Genomic DNA, 17077 nt, shown 5'->3' with positions numbered 1-17077 from the left:
GCCGCATCGTGAATGCGGCTTTGAGGACTAACGATAATTAACAATAACCTGATTAGTACGCACTTTTAAGGTGGGGAAAAGAGCGCCGCCGCCGGGAACTTCCCAGACAAAACGCAGTGGCTCATTTGCCGCCACATTGGTCAATTCACGCGTCGTACCGCTCTGCCCTTCTATCTCAACACAGCGCGTTAGCGAACATAATCTTACGTTAAGTCCGGCTGGGGTTGGACCAATCAGCTCATAACGCCAGGCGACCATAGTCATTACCCCACTCACGGGTTGCGAAGGTGCCAGAGCACGGGATGATGCTGAAATGCCCCGGTGGCTGAGCGTGGCACCCACGCCACTAGCCTGCCATGCTCCCTCACCTGCCGCATGGGTCATTAAAGGAAAAAGGATCAGCAATAACAGGCGGCTCATTATTTCGCTCCGATGGTCGCAGTCATACGGATATTACGGTTTTCAGAAAGCTCAAGGCTAGAAAGCACCATTAGTTGCGGCAGGCTGCGGCGTAAGAAACGCGCCAGTAATGGTCGCAGCGCATGGTTAACCAACAACACTGGCGGTGCACCGAGCATTTCCTGGCGTTTGAGCGCTTCCTGAGCTTGCTCCAGTAAACGGTCTGCTAGCCCCGGTTCCAGCCCACCTCCGCCCTGCAATGCCTGTAGAAGTAAGCGTTCCAGCGCCGCATCCAGGCCAATAACCTGCACCTCACCGTTGCCCGGGAACCACTGTTGAGTAATAGCCCTTCCCAACGCCACACGCACCACCGCCGTTAATTCATGCGGGTCATTTTGTATCGGTGCATGTTCTGCCAAAGTTTCAAGAATCGTGCGCATATCACGAATCGGCACTTTCTCAGCCAGCAGGTTTTGCAGAACTTTATGCAGTGTGGTTAACGTCACCACACCCGGCACCAGGTCCTCCGTGAGTTTCGGCATCTCCTGGGTTACACGGTCGAGTAATTGTTGTGCTTCCTGGCGGCCAAACAGTTCTGGCGCAAACTGCCCAATAAGATGGTTGAGATGTGTGGCGACCACGGTACTGGCTTCGACCACGGTAAAGCCCTGAATTTGCGCCTGCTCTTTAAGTGCGCTTTCAATCCAGGTGGCGGCAAGGCCAAACGCTGGGTCAATTGTCGCTTCGCCTGGCAAGGTACCTGCCGCAGTCCCAGGGTTAATAGCAAGCCAGCGCCCAGGATACGCATCGCCACTGCCAATCTCGACGCCCTTCATCAGGATACGATAACGTGCCGGCGGCAAGTCCATGTTGTCGCGAATATGGACTACCGGCGGTAGGAATCCCATATCCTGCGCGAATTTCTTACGGATACTGCGGATTCGCCCTAACAGCTCGCCGTCTTGCTGGAAATCCACCATCGGAATCAGGCGGTAACCTACTTCCATTCCCAGCGAATCTTCCAGTTGCACATCATTCCAGGTGGCCTCAACCGCCTGCGGGTTTTCCTGGGGTTTGACCGGGGCTGATGGGGCTGCGGGCTGCTCCATCTGGCGGCCACGCATCCACCATGCCAGCCCAAGTAATGCGGCCGTAAACAGCAGGAAGACAAAGTTTGGCATCCCCGGCACCATGCCAAGTAAACCAAGAACACCGGCACTCAGCAGCATAACGCGCGGGTTGTTGAACAGCTGGGTGACCATCTGCTCGCCAACATCCTGGTCGGTTGCAACACGGGTAACGATAACACCCGCAGCGGTCGAGATGACCAGCGCCGGGATCTGCGCAACCAGGCCATCACCGATGGTCAACAGCGTATAAGTTTCTGCTGCTGCGCCAAAGGGCATGTCGTGCTGAAGCATGCCGACCAACAGGCCACCCACCACGTTAATCACCATGATCATCAGACCGGCGACGGCATCACCACGAACGAATTTGCTGGCACCGTCCATCGAGCCGTAAAAATCAGCTTCCTGGGTGACTTCTGAACGGCGTTTTTTAGCCTCTTCTTCACCAATCAACCCGGCGTTAAGATCGGCATCAATGGCCATCTGTTTACCCGGCATCCCGTCCAGCACAAAGCGCGCGCCAACTTCAGCAATACGCCCGGCACCTTTGGTAATAACCATAAAGTTGATGATAACGAGGATGATAAACACCACGATACCGATGGCGAAGTTGCCGCCAACGAGGAAGTGACCGAAAGCTTCAACCACTTTACCCGCAGCCGCACCACCGGTATGGCCATCCATCAAAATGATACGTGTCGAGGCCACGTTCAGCGCCAGACGCAGCAACGTGGTAAACAGCAGAATGGTCGGGAAAGCCGCGAACTCCAGGGTTTTCTGAGTGAACATCGCCACCAGCAGAACCATGATCGACAGCGCGATGTTAAAGGTGAACAGCAAATCCAGTATAAACGCCGGCAGCGGCAGTACCATCATCGACAAGATCATCAAGATCAGTATCGGTCCGGCAAGAATTTGCCATTGCCCGGATTTCATACTGGCAGGCAGACGCAGTGTTGCGAGCAAATTAGCCATCGGAGTCCTTCTCGTTTGCAAAGTCCAGCGCTTCAGGCACTGGAAGGTTTTCAGGTTTTTTCGGGATTGAACCGCCAGCGACACGCCAGCGCCGCAGTTGCCATACCCATGCCAACACTTCTGCTACAGCGGAATACAACTGCCCAGGAATTTGTTGCCCTATCTCAGCATGACGGTATAACGCACGCGCCAGTGGTGGGGCTTCGAGCATTGGAATACGGTGCTCATTGCCAATTTCACGGATACGCAACGCAACCAGCCCAGCCCCTTTCGCCAGCACTTTTGGCGCACTCATTTTGTTTTCGTCGTATTGCAAGGCCACCGAGTAGTGCGTCGGGTTAGTCACAATCACGTCGGCTTTCGGCACATCTGACATCATGCGGCGACGTGCGGCCGCGCGCTGTTGTTGGCGAATACGCCCTTTAACATGCGGGTCACCTTCTTGTTGCTTGAACTCGTCGCGAATATCCTGGCGGCTCATGCGTAGCTTTTTAATGTTGCTGAAAATTTGGAAGAACACGTCAAAGCCGACCATTGGTGTCAGCCCCAGCACAATCAGCAAACCACACACCGCCACCATATTGAGTGCGTGTCCCAAAGCGGCCAATGGCGGTTCACTCATCAGGCGCATCATCTCTGGCCATTTATGCAGTAGATACCAGGCTGTTACGCTGCCAACCAGGATGGCTTTGAGGAAGGCTTTCAGGAGTTCAGCGCCTGCCTGGGCAGAGAACATCCGCCCGAGCCCGGAAATTGGATTCATTTTGCTGAATTTAAACTGTATCGACTTCCCGCTGAACAGGATGCCACCCAACAGCATAGGGGCGGCAATCGCCACAATCACCAGCCCGAAAATCAGCGGCAACAGTGCCCAAACGGCCTGTTTTATCAATTGGCTGATTTGTTTAACGATAAGATTGGGGTCGTTAATAATGCTGTGATCAAAATGAAGACCAGTAGACAACATTGCCGCTAGCTGTCGTGCCAACGGATCTCCGCCCATCCAGATAATGCTGATTCCTACCAATAGCATAAGCAGTGAGGTCAACTCGCGGGATCGGGGAATCTGCCCATCTTCGCGTGCTTTTTCAAGTCGGTGAGGTGTGGGGGCTTCTGTTTTGTCGTCGTCGCTTTCTTCTGACACTGCAACAATCTCGTGGCCACAATTACCAGCACAGCATGTCAGAAAGGGGTAACGCTAATGGGAGGAAAACGGGGGGATTTGTGGGTTTGTTTGTGGGTTAAGCAATGCGCAGCGCCCATTATCAGGCACTGCGCGAAGGCTTAAAACCCTAAACTATCCAGTAAATCATCAACCTGATCCTGGCTTGCAACCACACCCGCTGCGGTCGCGTTCATTTGCGGGCCGTTGAGCAGGCTGTCGGCTGGGCGTTTCGCACGCGCATCCAGTTCTGGCATGTTTTCCATTAACACCATCAACAACTGGCGTTCAATTTCCTGGATAACATCCATCATGCGTTTGATGACCTGACCGGTTAAATCCTGGAAGTCCTGCGCCATCATGATTTCCAGAAGCTGGGCATTGGTAAAGCTGGTGTGACTCGGGACGCCAGACAAGTAGCTGCGCGTATCGGTAACCAGTTCACGGGCATCACCCAGCTCGATTGGATTTTCAAACCAGGCATCCCAGCGGCCATTGAGTGCTTTGGCGTCGGATTCAAGTTTGTTCTGATGAGGCTGAGCCAGCTCCACACAGTTCAGCGCGCGTTCTGCGGCCTGCGCGGTCATCTGCACCACGTAGTCCAGGCGGTCGCGAGCATCGGGAATCGCTTCCGCCGCTTCAGCAATCGCCTGATCAAGGCCCAGCTCGCGTAAGCTGTCGCGCAGCATTCGGGTCAGGCTGCCTATCCGAACGATAATATCGCCGGTTGAATGTAACTCTGACGCGGGATTGGTAGATGAGTGCATGAGCCTCTCCTTACATGCCGAGCTTTTCGAAGATTTTGTTTAACTTCTCTTCAAGTGTTGCGGCGGTAAACGGTTTTACTACATAGCCACTCGCCCCCGCCTGTGCTGCGGCAATGATATTCTCTTTCTTCGCCTCAGCGGTCACCATCAATACCGGCAGAGCCGACATTGCGCCGTTGCCACGAATGGTTTTCAGCAACTCCAGACCGTCCATGTTCGGCATGTTCCAGTCAGAGATAACAAAACCAAAACCGCCACCATTAAGTTTATTGAGCGCATCGACACCATCTTCTGCTTCTTCGACGTTGTTGAAACCCAGCTCTTTTAGCAGGTTACGGACAATGCGACGCATGGTAGAGAAATCATCTACCACCAAAAATTTGAGTTCTTTATCTGCCATTAATTGGGTTCCTTCTGTTAAATACGTATTGCCTGTCCGGCACTAATTTTTATCAACATTTGTTGACTGATTTCGCTTAAATCGACCACTTCGCTAACGCCACCACTGTTAATGGCCTCACGTGGCATGCCGAACACCACACAACTTGCTTCGTTTTGGGCGATAGTCCATGCCCCGGCTTTATGCATTGCCAACATCCCTGCGGCGCCGTCATTCCCCATTCCCGTCAAAATGACGCCCACGGCGTTTCGCCCGGCAAATTTCGCGACAGAATGGAACAGCACATCCACGGCCGGACGATGCCGGTTCACGGGTGGGCCATCATGAATTTTGATTTGGTAGTTCGCCCCGCTACGGGCAAGCTCCATATGTTTATCGCCCGGTGCGATGTAGGCGTGCCCCGGTAGCACACGCTCGCCATCCTCGGCCTCTTTCACCGCTATCTGGCATAACTTGTTAAGCCGGTCAGCAAACGAGCGCGTAAAACCTGGCGGCATATGCTGCGTAATTAATACCGCCGGGCTTGATAGCGGCAGCGGTTGCAACACATGGCGAATCGCCTCGGTACCACCGGTTGACGCACCGATTGCTATCAATTTTTCTGAACTGAGCAATGGCCCGGCTTTCAACGCAGCAGGAGCTGCAACGGGTGCTCGCGCCGCCAGTTTTGCCTTCGCAGCAGTACGCACTTTCTCCGCAATAGTTTCGCTGTAAGCCAGCATTCCTTCACGAATGCCTAACTGAGGCTTGGTGACAAAATCAATCGCGCCCAACTCCAGCGCCCGCAATGTCACTTCCGAACCTTTCCCGGTGAGCGACGAAACCATCACCACTGGCATCGGGCGCAGGCGCATTAATTTTTCGAGAAAATCCAGGCCGTCCATGCGCGGCATTTCGACATCCAGCGTCAGCACGTCAGGGTTGAATTTCTTAATCAAATCACGCGCTACCAGCGGATCGGGTGCGGTTGCCACCATTTCCATGTCATCGTGGCTATTCACAATTTCGGTCATGATCTGGCGCATCAGGGCGGAGTCATCGACGCATAGCACGGTTATTTTTGTCATGATCTTTCCTTACTCAGTCCGTACACGGTCTGCCCACGCAGTAAAAACTCGCGGCTGAGGTTACTGAAGTTTTCCGAATGCCCGGCAAACAGCAATCCACCCGGTTTTAGCAGCGGTACAAAACGCTGCAAAATTTGCTGCTGAGTCGCTTTATCAAAATAAATCATCACATTGCGACAAAAAATGGCGTCAAACGGTCCAGGAATTGGCGCTTGCTTGTCCAAAAGATTGATTGGCGCAAACTCCATATGGCTGGCCAGATCGCTACGCACCCGTACCAGCCCATCATGTGGCCCGGTGCCACGCATGAAGTAGCGCTGCATCTGGAGCGGAGCCAGTGTTTTCAGTTCATCCTGGCGATAAATGGCACTCTGGGCTTTCTCCAGCACCTGGGTGTCGATATCACTGGCGAAGACTTTCCAGCGCCCAGGCGCCATACCCAGCACATCCGCGAGCGTTATAGCGATGGAATACGGCTCTTCACCGGTTGAGGCCGCCGCACTCCAGACTTTGTACTCCCCACTACGTTTACGCGCATGTTCTGCGAGGATCGGAAAGTGGTGACCTTCGCGAAAAAACGCCGTCAGGTTGGTGGTCAGGGAGTTAATGAACGCCTGCCATTCGGCATTGCTGCCGTTGGCCTCCAGCATGCTCAGGTAGTGCCCAAAATCCTCCAGTCCCAGGGTACGTAAACGTCGCACCAGGCGGTTGTAAACCATGTCTCGCTTGTGATCGGCCAGCACGATTCCTGCACGCTGGTAAATCAACTGGCATATCCGGCGAAAGTGCGTGTCGGACAGCGGTAGACGCTGTGTCATCTGTAACATTAATGACGATTGTCCAGTGGACAGTGGTGATGTCATAGCGCCTTCTCAGTCACAATCAGGGGGTAACGAGCACCCCGTTGGTTACTAAATCTCTGGTGACGTCTTCGTTGCAGACAGTTTCCAGATTAAACACCGATACCACACCGCTGAGGTGTTCGGCCTGGCTTGCCAGAGCATCGGTTGCTGCTGCCGCTTCTTCGACCAGCGCGGCATTCTGTTGAGTAACCTGATCCATCTGGCTTACCGCCTGCGCCACCTGTTCGATGCCACGGCGTTGTTCGTCGGATGCAGACGCGATTTCGCCCATAATGTCGTTAACTTGCGTCACCGAACGGACGATTTCCGCCATTGTCGTTGCTGCGGTATCCACCAGTTGCGAGCCTTGCTGCACACGGTCGACCGACTCTTCGATCAGCACTTTGATCTCTTTTGCTGCCTGCGCGCTGCGTTGTGCCAGGTTGCGCACTTCGCCTGCCACCACAGCAAATCCACGGCCTTGTTCACCCGCACGGGCGGCTTCAACGGCGGCGTTAAGCGCCAGAATATTGGTCTGGAAGGCGATACCATCAATCACGCTGGTGATGTCGCCAATTTTCTTCGAACTGCCCGCAATGTCGTGCATCGTGCGGGCAACGTTTGCGGCCTGTTTACCGCCCTGTTGTGCGGTGTCTGCCGCAGTACGGGAAAGCTGTGCGGCCTGGCGTGCGTTATCGGCGTTCTGGCCCACCGTCGCGGTCAACTGCTCCATGCTGGCAGCCGTTTGCGCAAGCGATGCGGCCTGTTGTTCGGTTCTGGAAGAGAGATCGTTGTTGCCTGCGGCAATTTCAGCGATCCCGGTGTGCATCGCCCCGCTGCCCTGGCGCACTTGCTGTACAGTCTCTTTCAGCGCTTGCTGCATGTTTTTCAGGCTGCGGAAAATCTCGGAGATTTCATTACGCCCATACACGCTTATCGGGCGTGCTAAATCGCCTGCGGCAATGTGCTCAAAGTGGCTACGCACAATATCCAGCGGCTGCACCAGCATACGGCGCGACCAGATAATTGAACCCACCAGCATCAGGATGGCGATCACCGTCACGCTGGCGAAAATAATCGCCGAGATCTGGTAGTTCATTTTGCTGTCAGCACTCGACGCCGCCACGGTGTCATTGATGCTTTGCTGCCAGGCGTTAAAGTAAGCGTCAAAAATATCCTGTGATTTCTGAATCGGCGCACTCAGAAAGTCAGAAAGCTGGTTGCTTTCAAGCCAGGTCGCCTGATGCTGTAAATCATCGCGATAAGCGGCGTAGCTCTGCTTCGTCGACACCACCATATCCTCACCTTCTTTATTTAAAGGTGGGATTTCCAGAAACTGGTTAAACAGCATGTCAGCCTGTTTCAGGCTGCCACGGGCATTTGCCATCAGGCGCTTAATGTCTTCCGGCGGGTAACTGAGTGCTGTCAGCGTACCGGCACGGCTTAAGGCAGTACTGGCCTGCAACAAAGCCGCACGGCTTTGCGTTAAGGTGTCACGTTGCTGGTTTCCGACTTCAACCATTTTAAGATTCTGAAAATCATCCCTGAATGCCCAAAAAGACAATCCATTACTGCCAATCTGCAGCACGCCGCAGACGATCAAGATTAACAACAGAGTGGTCGAAATTCGGATACGGTTGAACATCACAGCCCCTCAGCCGACACGTCTGCCGGCCATTAATGTTTCTTAGAAAGTTTCCCAGTTATCGTCGCGCCCGCTTACGGCCGGTTTACTCGTTTTGAGCGTCGGCGCAGGCGAAGGTGTGGTGCTAACCGAAGGTGTCAACGCAGGTTCCGTTGTTAAACGGAAGGCTGCGACCAGCTGGTTAAGCATGCTGGCTTGTTCTTCAAGTGCTGCGGCGGCAGAGGCTGATTCCTCCACCAGCGAGGCGTTCTGCTGAGTCACGCGGTCCATTTCTGAAACCGCCAGCGCAACCTGTTCGATACCGCGACTTTGTTCATCAGAGGCAGAGGCAATTTCACCCATGATGTCGGTGACACGCGTCACCGCATTCACGATGTCGCTCATGGTTTCTCCGGCGCTTTCAACCAGCACAGAGCCGGTATCCACGCGGGAAACTGAATCTTCAATCAGTGATTTGATCTCTTTCGCCGCCTGAGCGCTGCGTTGTGCCAGGTTGCGCACTTCACCGGCAACTACCGCGAATCCACGCCCCTGTTCACCGGCACGAGCTGCTTCTACTGCGGCGTTCAGCGCCAGAATGTTGGTCTGGAAGGCGATACCGTCAATCACACCGGTAATATCAGCAATTTTCTTCGATGAACCGGCAATGTCGTGCATGGTCTTCACTACCCCATCCACAACTTTGCCGCCGCGCTGAGCGGTTTCGGAGGCGCTTAATGCTAATTGAGATGCCTGACGGGCGTTTTCCGCATTCTGTTTCACGGTCGCGGTGAGCTGTTCCATGCTGGCGGCAGTTTCTTCAAGAGAGGCGGCCTGCTGTTCAGTACGCGATGAGAGGTCGTTATTTCCGGCGGCTATTTCCGTCGCACCGCTGTAGATGGCATCAGAACCATCACGCACGCTGCCGACGGTTATGATCAGTTCTTGCTGCATATGGCGCACACTGGAAGTCAGTTCGCTAATTTCATTGCGGCCATTTGAGACGATATTTTCAGTCAGGTTGCCGTTGGCAATTTCACGGATATGACCGATTACCACCGACAGCGGTTGCAGCAAAATCCGGCGCATACCAACCCACACCAGCAAAATCACAACTGCCAGTGCTAACGCAAGGCCAACAATTTGCCATTTCGCGAAGTTGTAATCCTGAGTGCTGGCAATGTAAGACTGCTCGTACATGCGGTCATTTAGCGCAATATAGTCGCTATATTCTTTCTCCAGCGCGTTTTGCAGGCTTTGGGTGGACTGCGCAAAGTAGGCGTCCATATTGCCGCTTTCGAGGTAGCCCACCAGCTCGCTTAACGCCTGGTTGTAGTTCCGGTAGTCGTCATCAATACCGTTAACCACAGCTTCGAGCTCCGGGTTAATGGCAGGGATTTGTTTAAACAGGGTGTAATGTTTCTGAGCATCGGCAAGGGATTTTTTGGCGTTATTAAGCAAGTCGGTTTTTGCCGCGCTTTGCCCGTTACTGGCATCCATCATCATGCGGGCAGCCGAACGACTGAGGTTAATGCGCGTTTGCAGCATCAATTCCCAAGTGTTTGCCAGTTCCGATTGCTGAACGCGTAACTCTTTGGAAACTTTAAAACTATCGTTATTTTGTTTGAGCGAGTTAAAGAACATTCCGCCAGAGATGAGTTGGAGGAGAGCGAACACCACCAGCACCATCATTAGCATGGTGACAACGCGAATACGGTTCAACATATAACACCCTTTTAATGATTTCTTATCGGTGTTATCGGCATGAAGAAACGGAACTTTAACGGAAACCCGGCGGGATGCGGGTTATTGCATTAATGCAGTGAATTTAACAACCAGATGCTGAGAAGTGTTTACAGTTGTGCTGTCAGGTTTACATTTTCGCAAGGCATCCAGAGTGAATCCTTTTTTTGTTAAACCTTCATTTTAAACACCCTTACGTTCGACTGCCTGAGCGCTGAATAGGCGCATGCATTGAAATTTAGCTCAGGAATTCAGAAGCGCTCAGAAATCGAACAAGCGACTGGTTAATGGGATGATGTGAAATATTTTCCCGCTTAATCAATTCATTACTCATGCCAACATTGGGTAACTCTGCGGTTTTGCGAAAACAATAGGATTTTTTCGTGATGAAAATCACATTGTTACGTCAGCGTTTCCGAATTAACAAATATGACAAATAGTAAAAAATAGTTGAATCCTGGCGAGCTTTGGTTCAATTTATGGGCCGAATGTATATTGGCCAACCATAAAAATTACATATGGCTCAATAAGTTAATTAATTGTTACTAATCGACGGGGTTATTACGTAATTGTCTAGTTCAAACAAACTCACGCTGTTCATTCTTCTGTTCATGTTTGCCGGGATCCTCTCGGGTGCTGCAATCCATGAATACGCAGCCGCAGAAAACATCAAAAGTTATGCCGAAAACATCACGCTGTTTACCGACATCTTTTTACGCCTGATCAAAATGGTTATTGCTCCATTAGTGTTCAGCACCCTGACCGTGGGCATTATGAAGATGGGCGAGACGTCCACCATTGGCCGCGTCGGTGGCAAAGCGATGGTGTGGTTTATCTCTTCATCTGTGCTGTCTATCCTGATTGGCCTGTTCATCGTCACGCTCCAGCATCCGGGCTCAGGCATGAATCTTCAGGTGCCAGCGGGTGATGTGCAAACCGGTCTTGCGGTAAGCGGCATGAACCTGAAAGCCTTTATCTCACACACCATTCCAACCAGCATTGCAGGCGCGATGTCGAACAACGAAATCCTGCAAATTGTGGTGTTCTCTCTGTTCTTCGGTATTGCTGGTGCGTCACTGGGTGAGAAATTTAACACCCCGTTAGTTGCGGCTTTGGATGTGGTTTCTCACATCATGCTGAAAGTGACAGGCTATGTAATGTATGTGGCACCACTGGCTATCTTTGCGGCTATTTCTTCTGTCGTTGCGACGGAAGGCCTGGGGATTTTGCTTAACTACGCATCCTTTATTGGTGGTTACTACCTCGCAATTATCCTGACCTGCATGGTGCTTATTGGTGTTGGCTATATGGTCCTCAAGCGCGATGTATTCCGCCTGATTGCGATGCTGAAAGATCCGGTTCTGGTGGCATTTACCACCAGCAGTTCTGAAGCGGCTTATCCGAAAACACTAGACCAGCTCACGCGCTTTGGTTGCTCTCGTAACATTGCATCATTTGTTCTACCGATTGGTTATTCGTTCAACCTGGTCGGTTCAATGGTGTATTGCTCTTTTGCTTCCATGTTTATCGCTCAGGCGTACAACATCCACCTGACTTTCTCTGAGATTGTGGTGCTGATGCTGACATTAATGCTGGCGTCAAAAGGGATTGCGGGCGTACCGCGTTCTGCGCTGGTTGTACTGGCAGCAACCATCCCAAGCTTCAATATTCCGGTAGCAGGTATTTTACTGCTGATGGGTATCGACCACTTCCTGGATATGGGCCGTTCTGCCATCAACGTATTGGGTAATGGCGTTGCAACAGCAATGCTGTCGAAAAATGAAGGTGAGCTGGAAGAACAAACTGAAGCAGGTGAGCGCGTAGAAGCGTAATTTTCCTGTATTTGCTTTAATAGTGGCGGATGGCGCTTGCGCTTATCCGCCCTATAAAGAAGTAACTATTAAGCCACGCGCGCCGCGCTATCGACCAACGCCATCTCTTCGCTGTTAAGCAGCTTCTCAATATTCACCAGAATCAGCATGCGGTCGCCAAGTGCACCGAGGCCAGTCAGATACTCAGTTGAAAGCGTCACAGCAAACTCTGGTGCCGGGCGAATTTGCTCAGCGGTCAGAGATAACACGTCTGATACACCATCTACCACAATACCCACCACACGTTGGCCGAAGTTCAGTACGATAACCACTGTGTTGTCGTTATATTCCACGTCGTCTTGCTCAAACTTAATACGCAAGTCGAGGATCGGCACAATCACGCCGCGCAGGTTGGTCACGCCTTTAATAAAGGCAGGCGTGTTAGCAATACGCGTGACCTGGTCGTAGCCACGGATTTCCTGCACTTTTAAAATATCGATGCCGTACTCTTCATCACCGAGGGTAAAGACCAGGAACTCTTGCCCTACCGTTTCCCCGGTCAATTTGGTCACATTGGTTAATCCAGTCATTTTCTTATCCTATTCTCAAACCCGGAGGATCAGGCGGCGGTGCCGGCCATACGTTGTTCGCGATTCAAACCTTGCAGCGCTGAGACATCAACAATCAGTGCCACACTGCCATCACCGAGGATGGTTGCTGCGGAAATCCCCGGCACTTTGCGATAGTTGCTTTCAAGGTTTTTAACGACCACCTGATGTTGACCAATCAGCTGATCCACCAGCAGCGCGTAACGTCGACCAGCGCTTTGCAAAATCACCACAATGCCTTGCGTCGCTTCAGTTTTCGCACCCGCAACATCAAATACTTTCCACAACTCAACCAGCGGCAGGTATTCGCCACGAACTTCAAGTACGCGCTCACCACCGGCAAGAGGATGCAGATCGTCTTCTTTCGGCTGTAGCGACTCCATCACCGCATTGAGTGGCAGGATAAACACTTCGTCGCATACTTTTACCGACATCCCATCAAGAATGGCGAGGGTCAGCGGCAACATAATGCGGATGGTGGTGCCAACATTGGCCTGCGATTTAATTTCAACATGGCCACCCATTTCCTGGATGTTACGCTTCACCACGTCCATGCCTACACCGCGCCCGGAAACGTCTGTAACCTGCTCGGCGGTAGAGAATCCAGGGGCGAAAATCAGCATGCCGACTTCGTCGTCCGACATGTTTTCATGCACTGGCATCCCCTGCGATAGCGCTTTAGCAAGAATGCGCTCACGGTTCAGGCCCGCACCATCATCAGAAACTTCAATGCAGATGTTCCCGCCCTGGTGCTCGGCAGAAAGAATTAAGTTACCAACTGCTGATTTCCCCGCTGCAAGGCGTTTTTCCGGGGTTTCGATGCCATGATCGAGGCTATTACGCACCAGGTGAGTCAGTGGGTCGATAATGCGTTCAATCAGACTTTTATCCAGTTCGGTGGAGCTACCTTGCAGAGTCAGTTCAACCTGTTTATCCAGCTTACTTGCCAGATCGCGCACCAGACGCGGGAAGCGACTGAAGACATACTCCATTGGCATCATACGGATAGACATCACCGACTCTTGCAAGTCACGGGCGTTACGTTGTAACTGACCCATGCTGGTAATCAGTTCGCCGTGATCAACCGGGTCTAATTCATTGGATCGCTGTGCCAGCATCGACTGGGTAATCACCAGCTCGCCAACCAGGTTGATTAACTGATCAACCTTCTCAACCGCAACGCGAATGCTGCTTGATTCGCTGACACGCGTAGGTTTGCTTTCTCTTTCCGTACGTGGTGCGACCGGAGCCACAGGCGCGGCAACTACTGGCTGAGGTGCGTTAACCGCAAGTGCCACCGGCACTTCTTCTGACTCAACTGCAGCGGCTGGCGCAGCAGTTGCCGTTAACGGAAGAAATTCGATTTGCTCAGGCTCGATGACAAAGCAGAGCACCGCGCTAATGTCGTCAGCACTTACCGTCGTTTCAATAGTTGCAGTGACAGAGTTTTCACCCTTTTCCACTTCACTTAAGGTACCGAGGTTACCCAGCTCTTCGAGCAGTAAATCCAGTTCAGTCGATTTCAGCCCGGTAATCGCAATGCGCAGATTGCCATCGTTAGTTGGCAGCGCATCGACTGACTCTTTTTCCACGACGGTCAATTTTGCAGGCGGCGCAGGTATTTCACCTTTGGCTTCCAGAGCCAGTTGGCGCAGCGCTTTGCAGATATAATCGAAACTCTCAGCATCTGGGACCTGTGAGTTTTTATAAGCGTCCAACTGTTCCTGCATAATATCTTTGGTTTCCAAAAACAGGTTGATGATATCGGTGTTGAGGTGCATCTCACCGCGCCGGGCATCGTCGAGCAGGTTTTCCATTAAATGCGTGGTTTCCTGCAAAACGCTGAAACCGAAAGTCCCGGCGCCACCTTTTATCGAGTGTGCTGCGCGGAATATGGCATTCAGCAGTTCTGAATCTGGCGCTTCAGGAAGCAGATTCAGCAGGTGCTGTTCCATATCGGCCAGTAGCTCGTCGGCCTCGTCAAAAAATGTCTGGTAAAAATCGCTGATATCCATACTCACGCTATCACCTCGTACCGGGTTGTGGCGGTAATGTGTTCTGCGCCGGTTCCGCGGCAGCAGGTTGTTGGAGAATGCTTATTGGCTGGTTATCGCTTTCTGCGTTTTCATGCACGATGGCATCCTCAGCTTGTTTGTTGAGCACCAGCAAACTAATGCGCCGGTTAATAGCATCACCTGGTCCGCGATTAGTCAGGCGCATGGTTGATGACATACCTACGACGCGCAGGACTTTGCCGTCGATTAAACCGCCAGCCATTAATTCACGCCGCGAGGCGTTGGCGCGGTCGGCGGAAAGTTCCCAGTTGCTATAACCGTGCTCACCCATGGCATAAGGCAAGTCATCAGTGTGGCCAGATAAACTAATTTTATTTGGGAAATCATTTAGTAACGGCGCAATGCTGCGCAGAATATCGCGCATGTAAGGCTCAACTTCTGCACTGCCGTTTTTAAACATCGGGCGGTTCTGACTGTCGATTATTTGTATCCGCAGCCCCTCCTGCACCAGATCAATTTGCAGATGTGGGCGCAGCGCACGCAGTTTAGGGTCAGATTCAATCAGCTGATCAAGTTTGTCGCCCAAGCGCTTAAGGCGGTTGGCTTCCATCCGTTTTCTGAGATCTTCAATATTCGGCTGTCTTTTCACTTCGCCTTGTTGCTGTGTCACATCGTCGCCACCGCCAGGAATGGGACTTTGGCTGTCGGCGATACGCTGCCCGCCGGTAATGGCGGCAGAAAGTGGCGTACGGAAATAGTCGGCAATTTGCGCTAGTTCTTTAGGGCTGGAGATGGAAATCAGCCACATCACCAGAAAAAAAGCCATCATCGCAGTCATGAAGTCAGCGTAGGCAATTTTCCACGAACCGTGCGCGCCGCCGCCGTGGCCTTTATGCTTACGGCGTTTTACGACAATAATCGGGCGCGCGTTGTGCTTCATACTTCTTCTTCCGTGGCGCGCGATTGCGCGTTCGGAGAACGAACAGCACGAACATGTTCTTCAAGCTCAACAAATGATGGGCGCTCACTGGAGTAAAGGGTTTTACGACCAAATTCGACAGCAATCGGCGGCGCGTAACCATTCAGACTCGAAAGCAAAGTGACTTTTACGCACTGCATCATTTTGGTCGTTTCAGCGCTTTTTTGGCGTAAAACGGTGGCAAGCGGTGAAATAAATCCGTAGGCCAGCAAAATCCCCAGGAAGGTTCCAACCATAGCGTGGGCAATTAATGCGCCCAATTCTCCTGCCGGGCGGTCCGCAGAAGCCAACGCATGCACCACCCCCATTACGGCAGCGACAATACCGAATGCCGGAAGTGAATCCCCCATGATGGCAAGGCTATTGGCTGGTATTTCAGCCTCACTTTCATGGGTTTCAATCTCCTCATCCATCAATGCTTCAATTTCAAATGAATTCATATTCCCGCTGATAATCAGACGCAGGTAATCAATAATGAATTCCAGCATCAGAGTGTCGGCAAGAATACGCGGGTAACTGGCGAAGATTTCGCTTTCTTTCGGATTTTCGATATCACGTTCGAGCGAAAACATCCCTTGTTGGCGGGACTTCGCCATCAAGCGATAAAGCAAGGCCATGAGATCCATATACATGCTTTTGGTGTATTTCGAGCGGCGAAAAAGTAATGGCAATGCTTTCACCGTTGCTTTAATAGCCTTACCGTTATTCCCAACGATAAATGCCCCAATTCCCGCCCCACCAATGATGATAAATTCAGCTGGTTGATAGAGTGCGCCAAGATGACCACCGGTCATCATATAGCCGCCGAATACTGTCGCGATAACGACCAGATAGCCTATTACAATCAGCACGAGTACATCCTTCTGCTGTTAAATGTGACGAGGAATCACAAATCAGAGGTGTTTATGGCTCAGTGCAGGGCAAAAAAAAGCAGCGATAATTGCTTATCGCTGCTGGAGTGTTTACCACACCGAACTGTTAAACGGCCTGTTTGACCTGTTCATCCAGCAGTTGTGGAATAATATCGGCAGTATTCGTAGAAAGTTTACGTCTTTTTACCGCTCTCGACGGCGGCTGGCATAAACTGCAAGCAAAGCTACCTGCGGGCTGATGTGCGTGAGTAATAAAGTTACCACCACAGGAATTGCAACAGTTCAATTCAAGCATGTTACTTTCAACAAAACGCACCAGTGTCCAGGCGCGAGTCAGCGCCAGCAGCGGCCCGCTTTCTTGTGCCGGGCATTGTTCCAGGTACAAGCGGTAAGCCTTAATGACTGCATCGACACCGGTACATAATCCGGTGCGCAGCAAGAACTGCCAGGCGTTGCAAAACATAGAAGCATGAATATTCTGCTCCCACGTCATAAACCAGTCGGTAGAAAAAGGCAGCATCCCTTTCGGTGGTGGGCTACCACGGAGCTCTTTATATAGTTTGATCAGTCGGCCACGGCTTAATTGCGTTTCGCTTTCCAGCATCTGCAATCTTGCACCGAGCGTGATTAACTCCATCGCCAGTTGTATATCACGGGCTTCCTGAACAATACTTTTTTCGCTCATT

General features: G+C 51.9%; 15 protein-coding genes. 1 reads left to right on the top strand and 14 read right to left on the bottom strand.

Annotated elements, in window-relative coordinates; genetic code table 11:
• Positions 1–27: 27 nt before the first annotated feature.
• From EDF88_RS20100 to tar, 9 genes are all read right to left on the bottom strand, one after another.
• Complete coding sequence (locus EDF88_RS20100) at positions 28–420, bottom strand: flagellar protein FlhE (protein WP_064511965.1); 393 nt, start codon at positions 418–420, stop codon at positions 28–30.
• Positions 420–2501, bottom strand: a complete 2082-nt coding sequence (flhA, locus tag EDF88_RS20095) for a flagellar biosynthesis protein FlhA (RefSeq protein WP_134186772.1) — start codon at positions 2499–2501, stop codon at positions 420–422. Before flhA ends, EDF88_RS20100 begins: the two co-directional genes overlap by 1 nt.
• On the bottom strand, positions 2494–3645 hold the full coding sequence (gene flhB, locus EDF88_RS20090) for a flagellar biosynthesis protein FlhB (protein WP_134186770.1): 1152 nt from the start codon (positions 3643–3645) through the stop codon (positions 2494–2496). Before flhB ends, flhA begins: the two co-directional genes overlap by 8 nt.
• A gap of 140 nt (positions 3646–3785) precedes the next feature.
• Positions 3786–4430 (bottom strand): protein phosphatase CheZ, encoded by a 645-nt coding sequence (cheZ, locus tag EDF88_RS20085; protein ID WP_034455095.1) that lies wholly within the window; start codon positions 4428–4430, stop codon positions 3786–3788.
• 10 nt (positions 4431–4440) lie between these two features.
• Entirely contained in the window at positions 4441–4830 is a 390-nt protein-coding gene (gene cheY / locus EDF88_RS20080; RefSeq protein ID WP_034455094.1) for a chemotaxis response regulator CheY, read from the bottom strand.
• Positions 4831–4847: 17 nt separating this feature from the next.
• A complete protein-coding gene (locus EDF88_RS20075) occupies positions 4848–5897 on the bottom strand; it encodes a chemotaxis response regulator protein-glutamate methylesterase (protein ID WP_134186768.1) in 1050 nt (349 codons plus the stop codon).
• On the bottom strand, positions 5894–6760 hold the full coding sequence (gene cheR / locus EDF88_RS20070; protein ID WP_134186766.1) for a protein-glutamate O-methyltransferase CheR: 867 nt from the start codon (positions 6758–6760) through the stop codon (positions 5894–5896). The genes EDF88_RS20075 and cheR overlap by 4 nt, the downstream gene beginning before the upstream one ends.
• A 19-nt stretch (positions 6761–6779) precedes the next feature.
• Entirely contained in the window at positions 6780–8384 is a 1605-nt protein-coding gene (locus EDF88_RS20065) for a methyl-accepting chemotaxis protein (protein WP_134186764.1), read from the bottom strand.
• A 42-nt stretch (positions 8385–8426) separates the two neighbouring features.
• Positions 8427–10088: a methyl-accepting chemotaxis protein II gene (gene tar / locus EDF88_RS20060; RefSeq protein ID WP_134186762.1), complete on the bottom strand. Its 1662-nt coding sequence runs from the start codon at positions 10086–10088 to the stop codon at positions 8427–8429.
• Between the two features lie 587 nt (positions 10089–10675).
• Between tar and EDF88_RS20055 the strand changes: the two genes are divergently transcribed.
• Complete coding sequence (locus EDF88_RS20055) at positions 10676–11938, top strand: dicarboxylate/amino acid:cation symporter (protein WP_064511972.1); 1263 nt, start codon at positions 10676–10678, stop codon at positions 11936–11938.
• Positions 11939–12006: 68 nt separating this feature from the next.
• On the opposite strand, the gene cheW is transcribed toward EDF88_RS20055, so the two are convergent.
• The 5 genes from cheW to flhC form a co-directional block, all read right to left on the bottom strand.
• Positions 12007–12507, bottom strand: a complete 501-nt coding sequence (cheW, locus tag EDF88_RS20050; protein WP_134186753.1) for a chemotaxis protein CheW — start codon at positions 12505–12507, stop codon at positions 12007–12009.
• A gap of 29 nt (positions 12508–12536) precedes the next feature.
• On the bottom strand, positions 12537–14540 hold the full coding sequence (cheA, locus tag EDF88_RS20045; protein WP_134186954.1) for a chemotaxis protein CheA: 2004 nt from the start codon (positions 14538–14540) through the stop codon (positions 12537–12539).
• Positions 14541–14550: 10 nt separating this feature from the next.
• Entirely contained in the window at positions 14551–15480 is a 930-nt protein-coding gene (motB, locus tag EDF88_RS20040; RefSeq protein ID WP_064511974.1) for a flagellar motor protein MotB, read from the bottom strand.
• Entirely contained in the window at positions 15477–16370 is an 894-nt protein-coding gene (motA, locus tag EDF88_RS20035) for a flagellar motor stator protein MotA (RefSeq protein ID WP_064511975.1), read from the bottom strand. Before motA ends, motB begins: the two co-directional genes overlap by 4 nt.
• 127 nt (positions 16371–16497) lie before the next feature.
• Complete coding sequence (flhC, locus tag EDF88_RS20030; RefSeq protein WP_064511976.1) at positions 16498–17076, bottom strand: flagellar transcriptional regulator FlhC; 579 nt, start codon at positions 17074–17076, stop codon at positions 16498–16500.
• Position 17077: the final 1 nt, after the last annotated feature.

Origin of the sequence: Buttiauxella sp. BIGb0552 (assembly GCF_004366275.1) — a bacterium.
Lineage (GTDB): Bacteria > Pseudomonadota > Gammaproteobacteria > Enterobacterales > Enterobacteriaceae > Buttiauxella > Buttiauxella gaviniae.
The sequence above is the reverse complement of the archived record's forward strand: the minus strand, read 5'-3'. Positions and strand labels throughout refer to the sequence as shown.

What these genes read in the sequence shown, in the direction of transcription:
- EDF88_RS20100 (WP_064511965.1), bottom strand. Translation starts at nt 420, where the DNA reads ATGAGCCGCCTGTTATTGCTGATCCTTTTTCCTTTAATGACCCATGCG.
- flhA (WP_134186772.1), bottom strand. Translation starts at nt 2,501, where the DNA reads ATGGCTAATTTGCTCGCAACACTGCGTCTGCCTGCCAGTATGAAATCC.
- cheZ (WP_034455095.1), bottom strand. Translation starts at nt 4,430, where the DNA reads ATGCACTCATCTACCAATCCCGCGTCAGAGTTACATTCAACCGGCGAT.
- cheY (WP_034455094.1), bottom strand. Translation starts at nt 4,830, where the DNA reads ATGGCAGATAAAGAACTCAAATTTTTGGTGGTAGATGATTTCTCTACC.
- EDF88_RS20075 (WP_134186768.1), bottom strand. Translation starts at nt 5,897, where the DNA reads ATGACAAAAATAACCGTGCTATGCGTCGATGACTCCGCCCTGATGCGC.
- cheR (WP_134186766.1), bottom strand. Translation starts at nt 6,760, where the DNA reads ATGACATCACCACTGTCCACTGGACAATCGTCATTAATGTTACAGATG.
- EDF88_RS20065 (WP_134186764.1), bottom strand. Translation starts at nt 8,384, where the DNA reads ATGTTCAACCGTATCCGAATTTCGACCACTCTGTTGTTAATCTTGATC.
- tar (WP_134186762.1), bottom strand. Translation starts at nt 10,088, where the DNA reads ATGTTGAACCGTATTCGCGTTGTCACCATGCTAATGATGGTGCTGGTG.
- cheW (WP_134186753.1), bottom strand. Translation starts at nt 12,507, where the DNA reads ATGACTGGATTAACCAATGTGACCAAATTGACCGGGGAAACGGTAGGG.
- cheA (WP_134186954.1), bottom strand. Translation starts at nt 14,540, where the DNA reads ATGGATATCAGCGATTTTTACCAGACATTTTTTGACGAGGCCGACGAG.
- motB (WP_064511974.1), bottom strand. Translation starts at nt 15,480, where the DNA reads ATGAAGCACAACGCGCGCCCGATTATTGTCGTAAAACGCCGTAAGCAT.
- flhC (WP_064511976.1), bottom strand. Translation starts at nt 17,076, where the DNA reads ATGAGCGAAAAAAGTATTGTTCAGGAAGCCCGTGATATACAACTGGCG.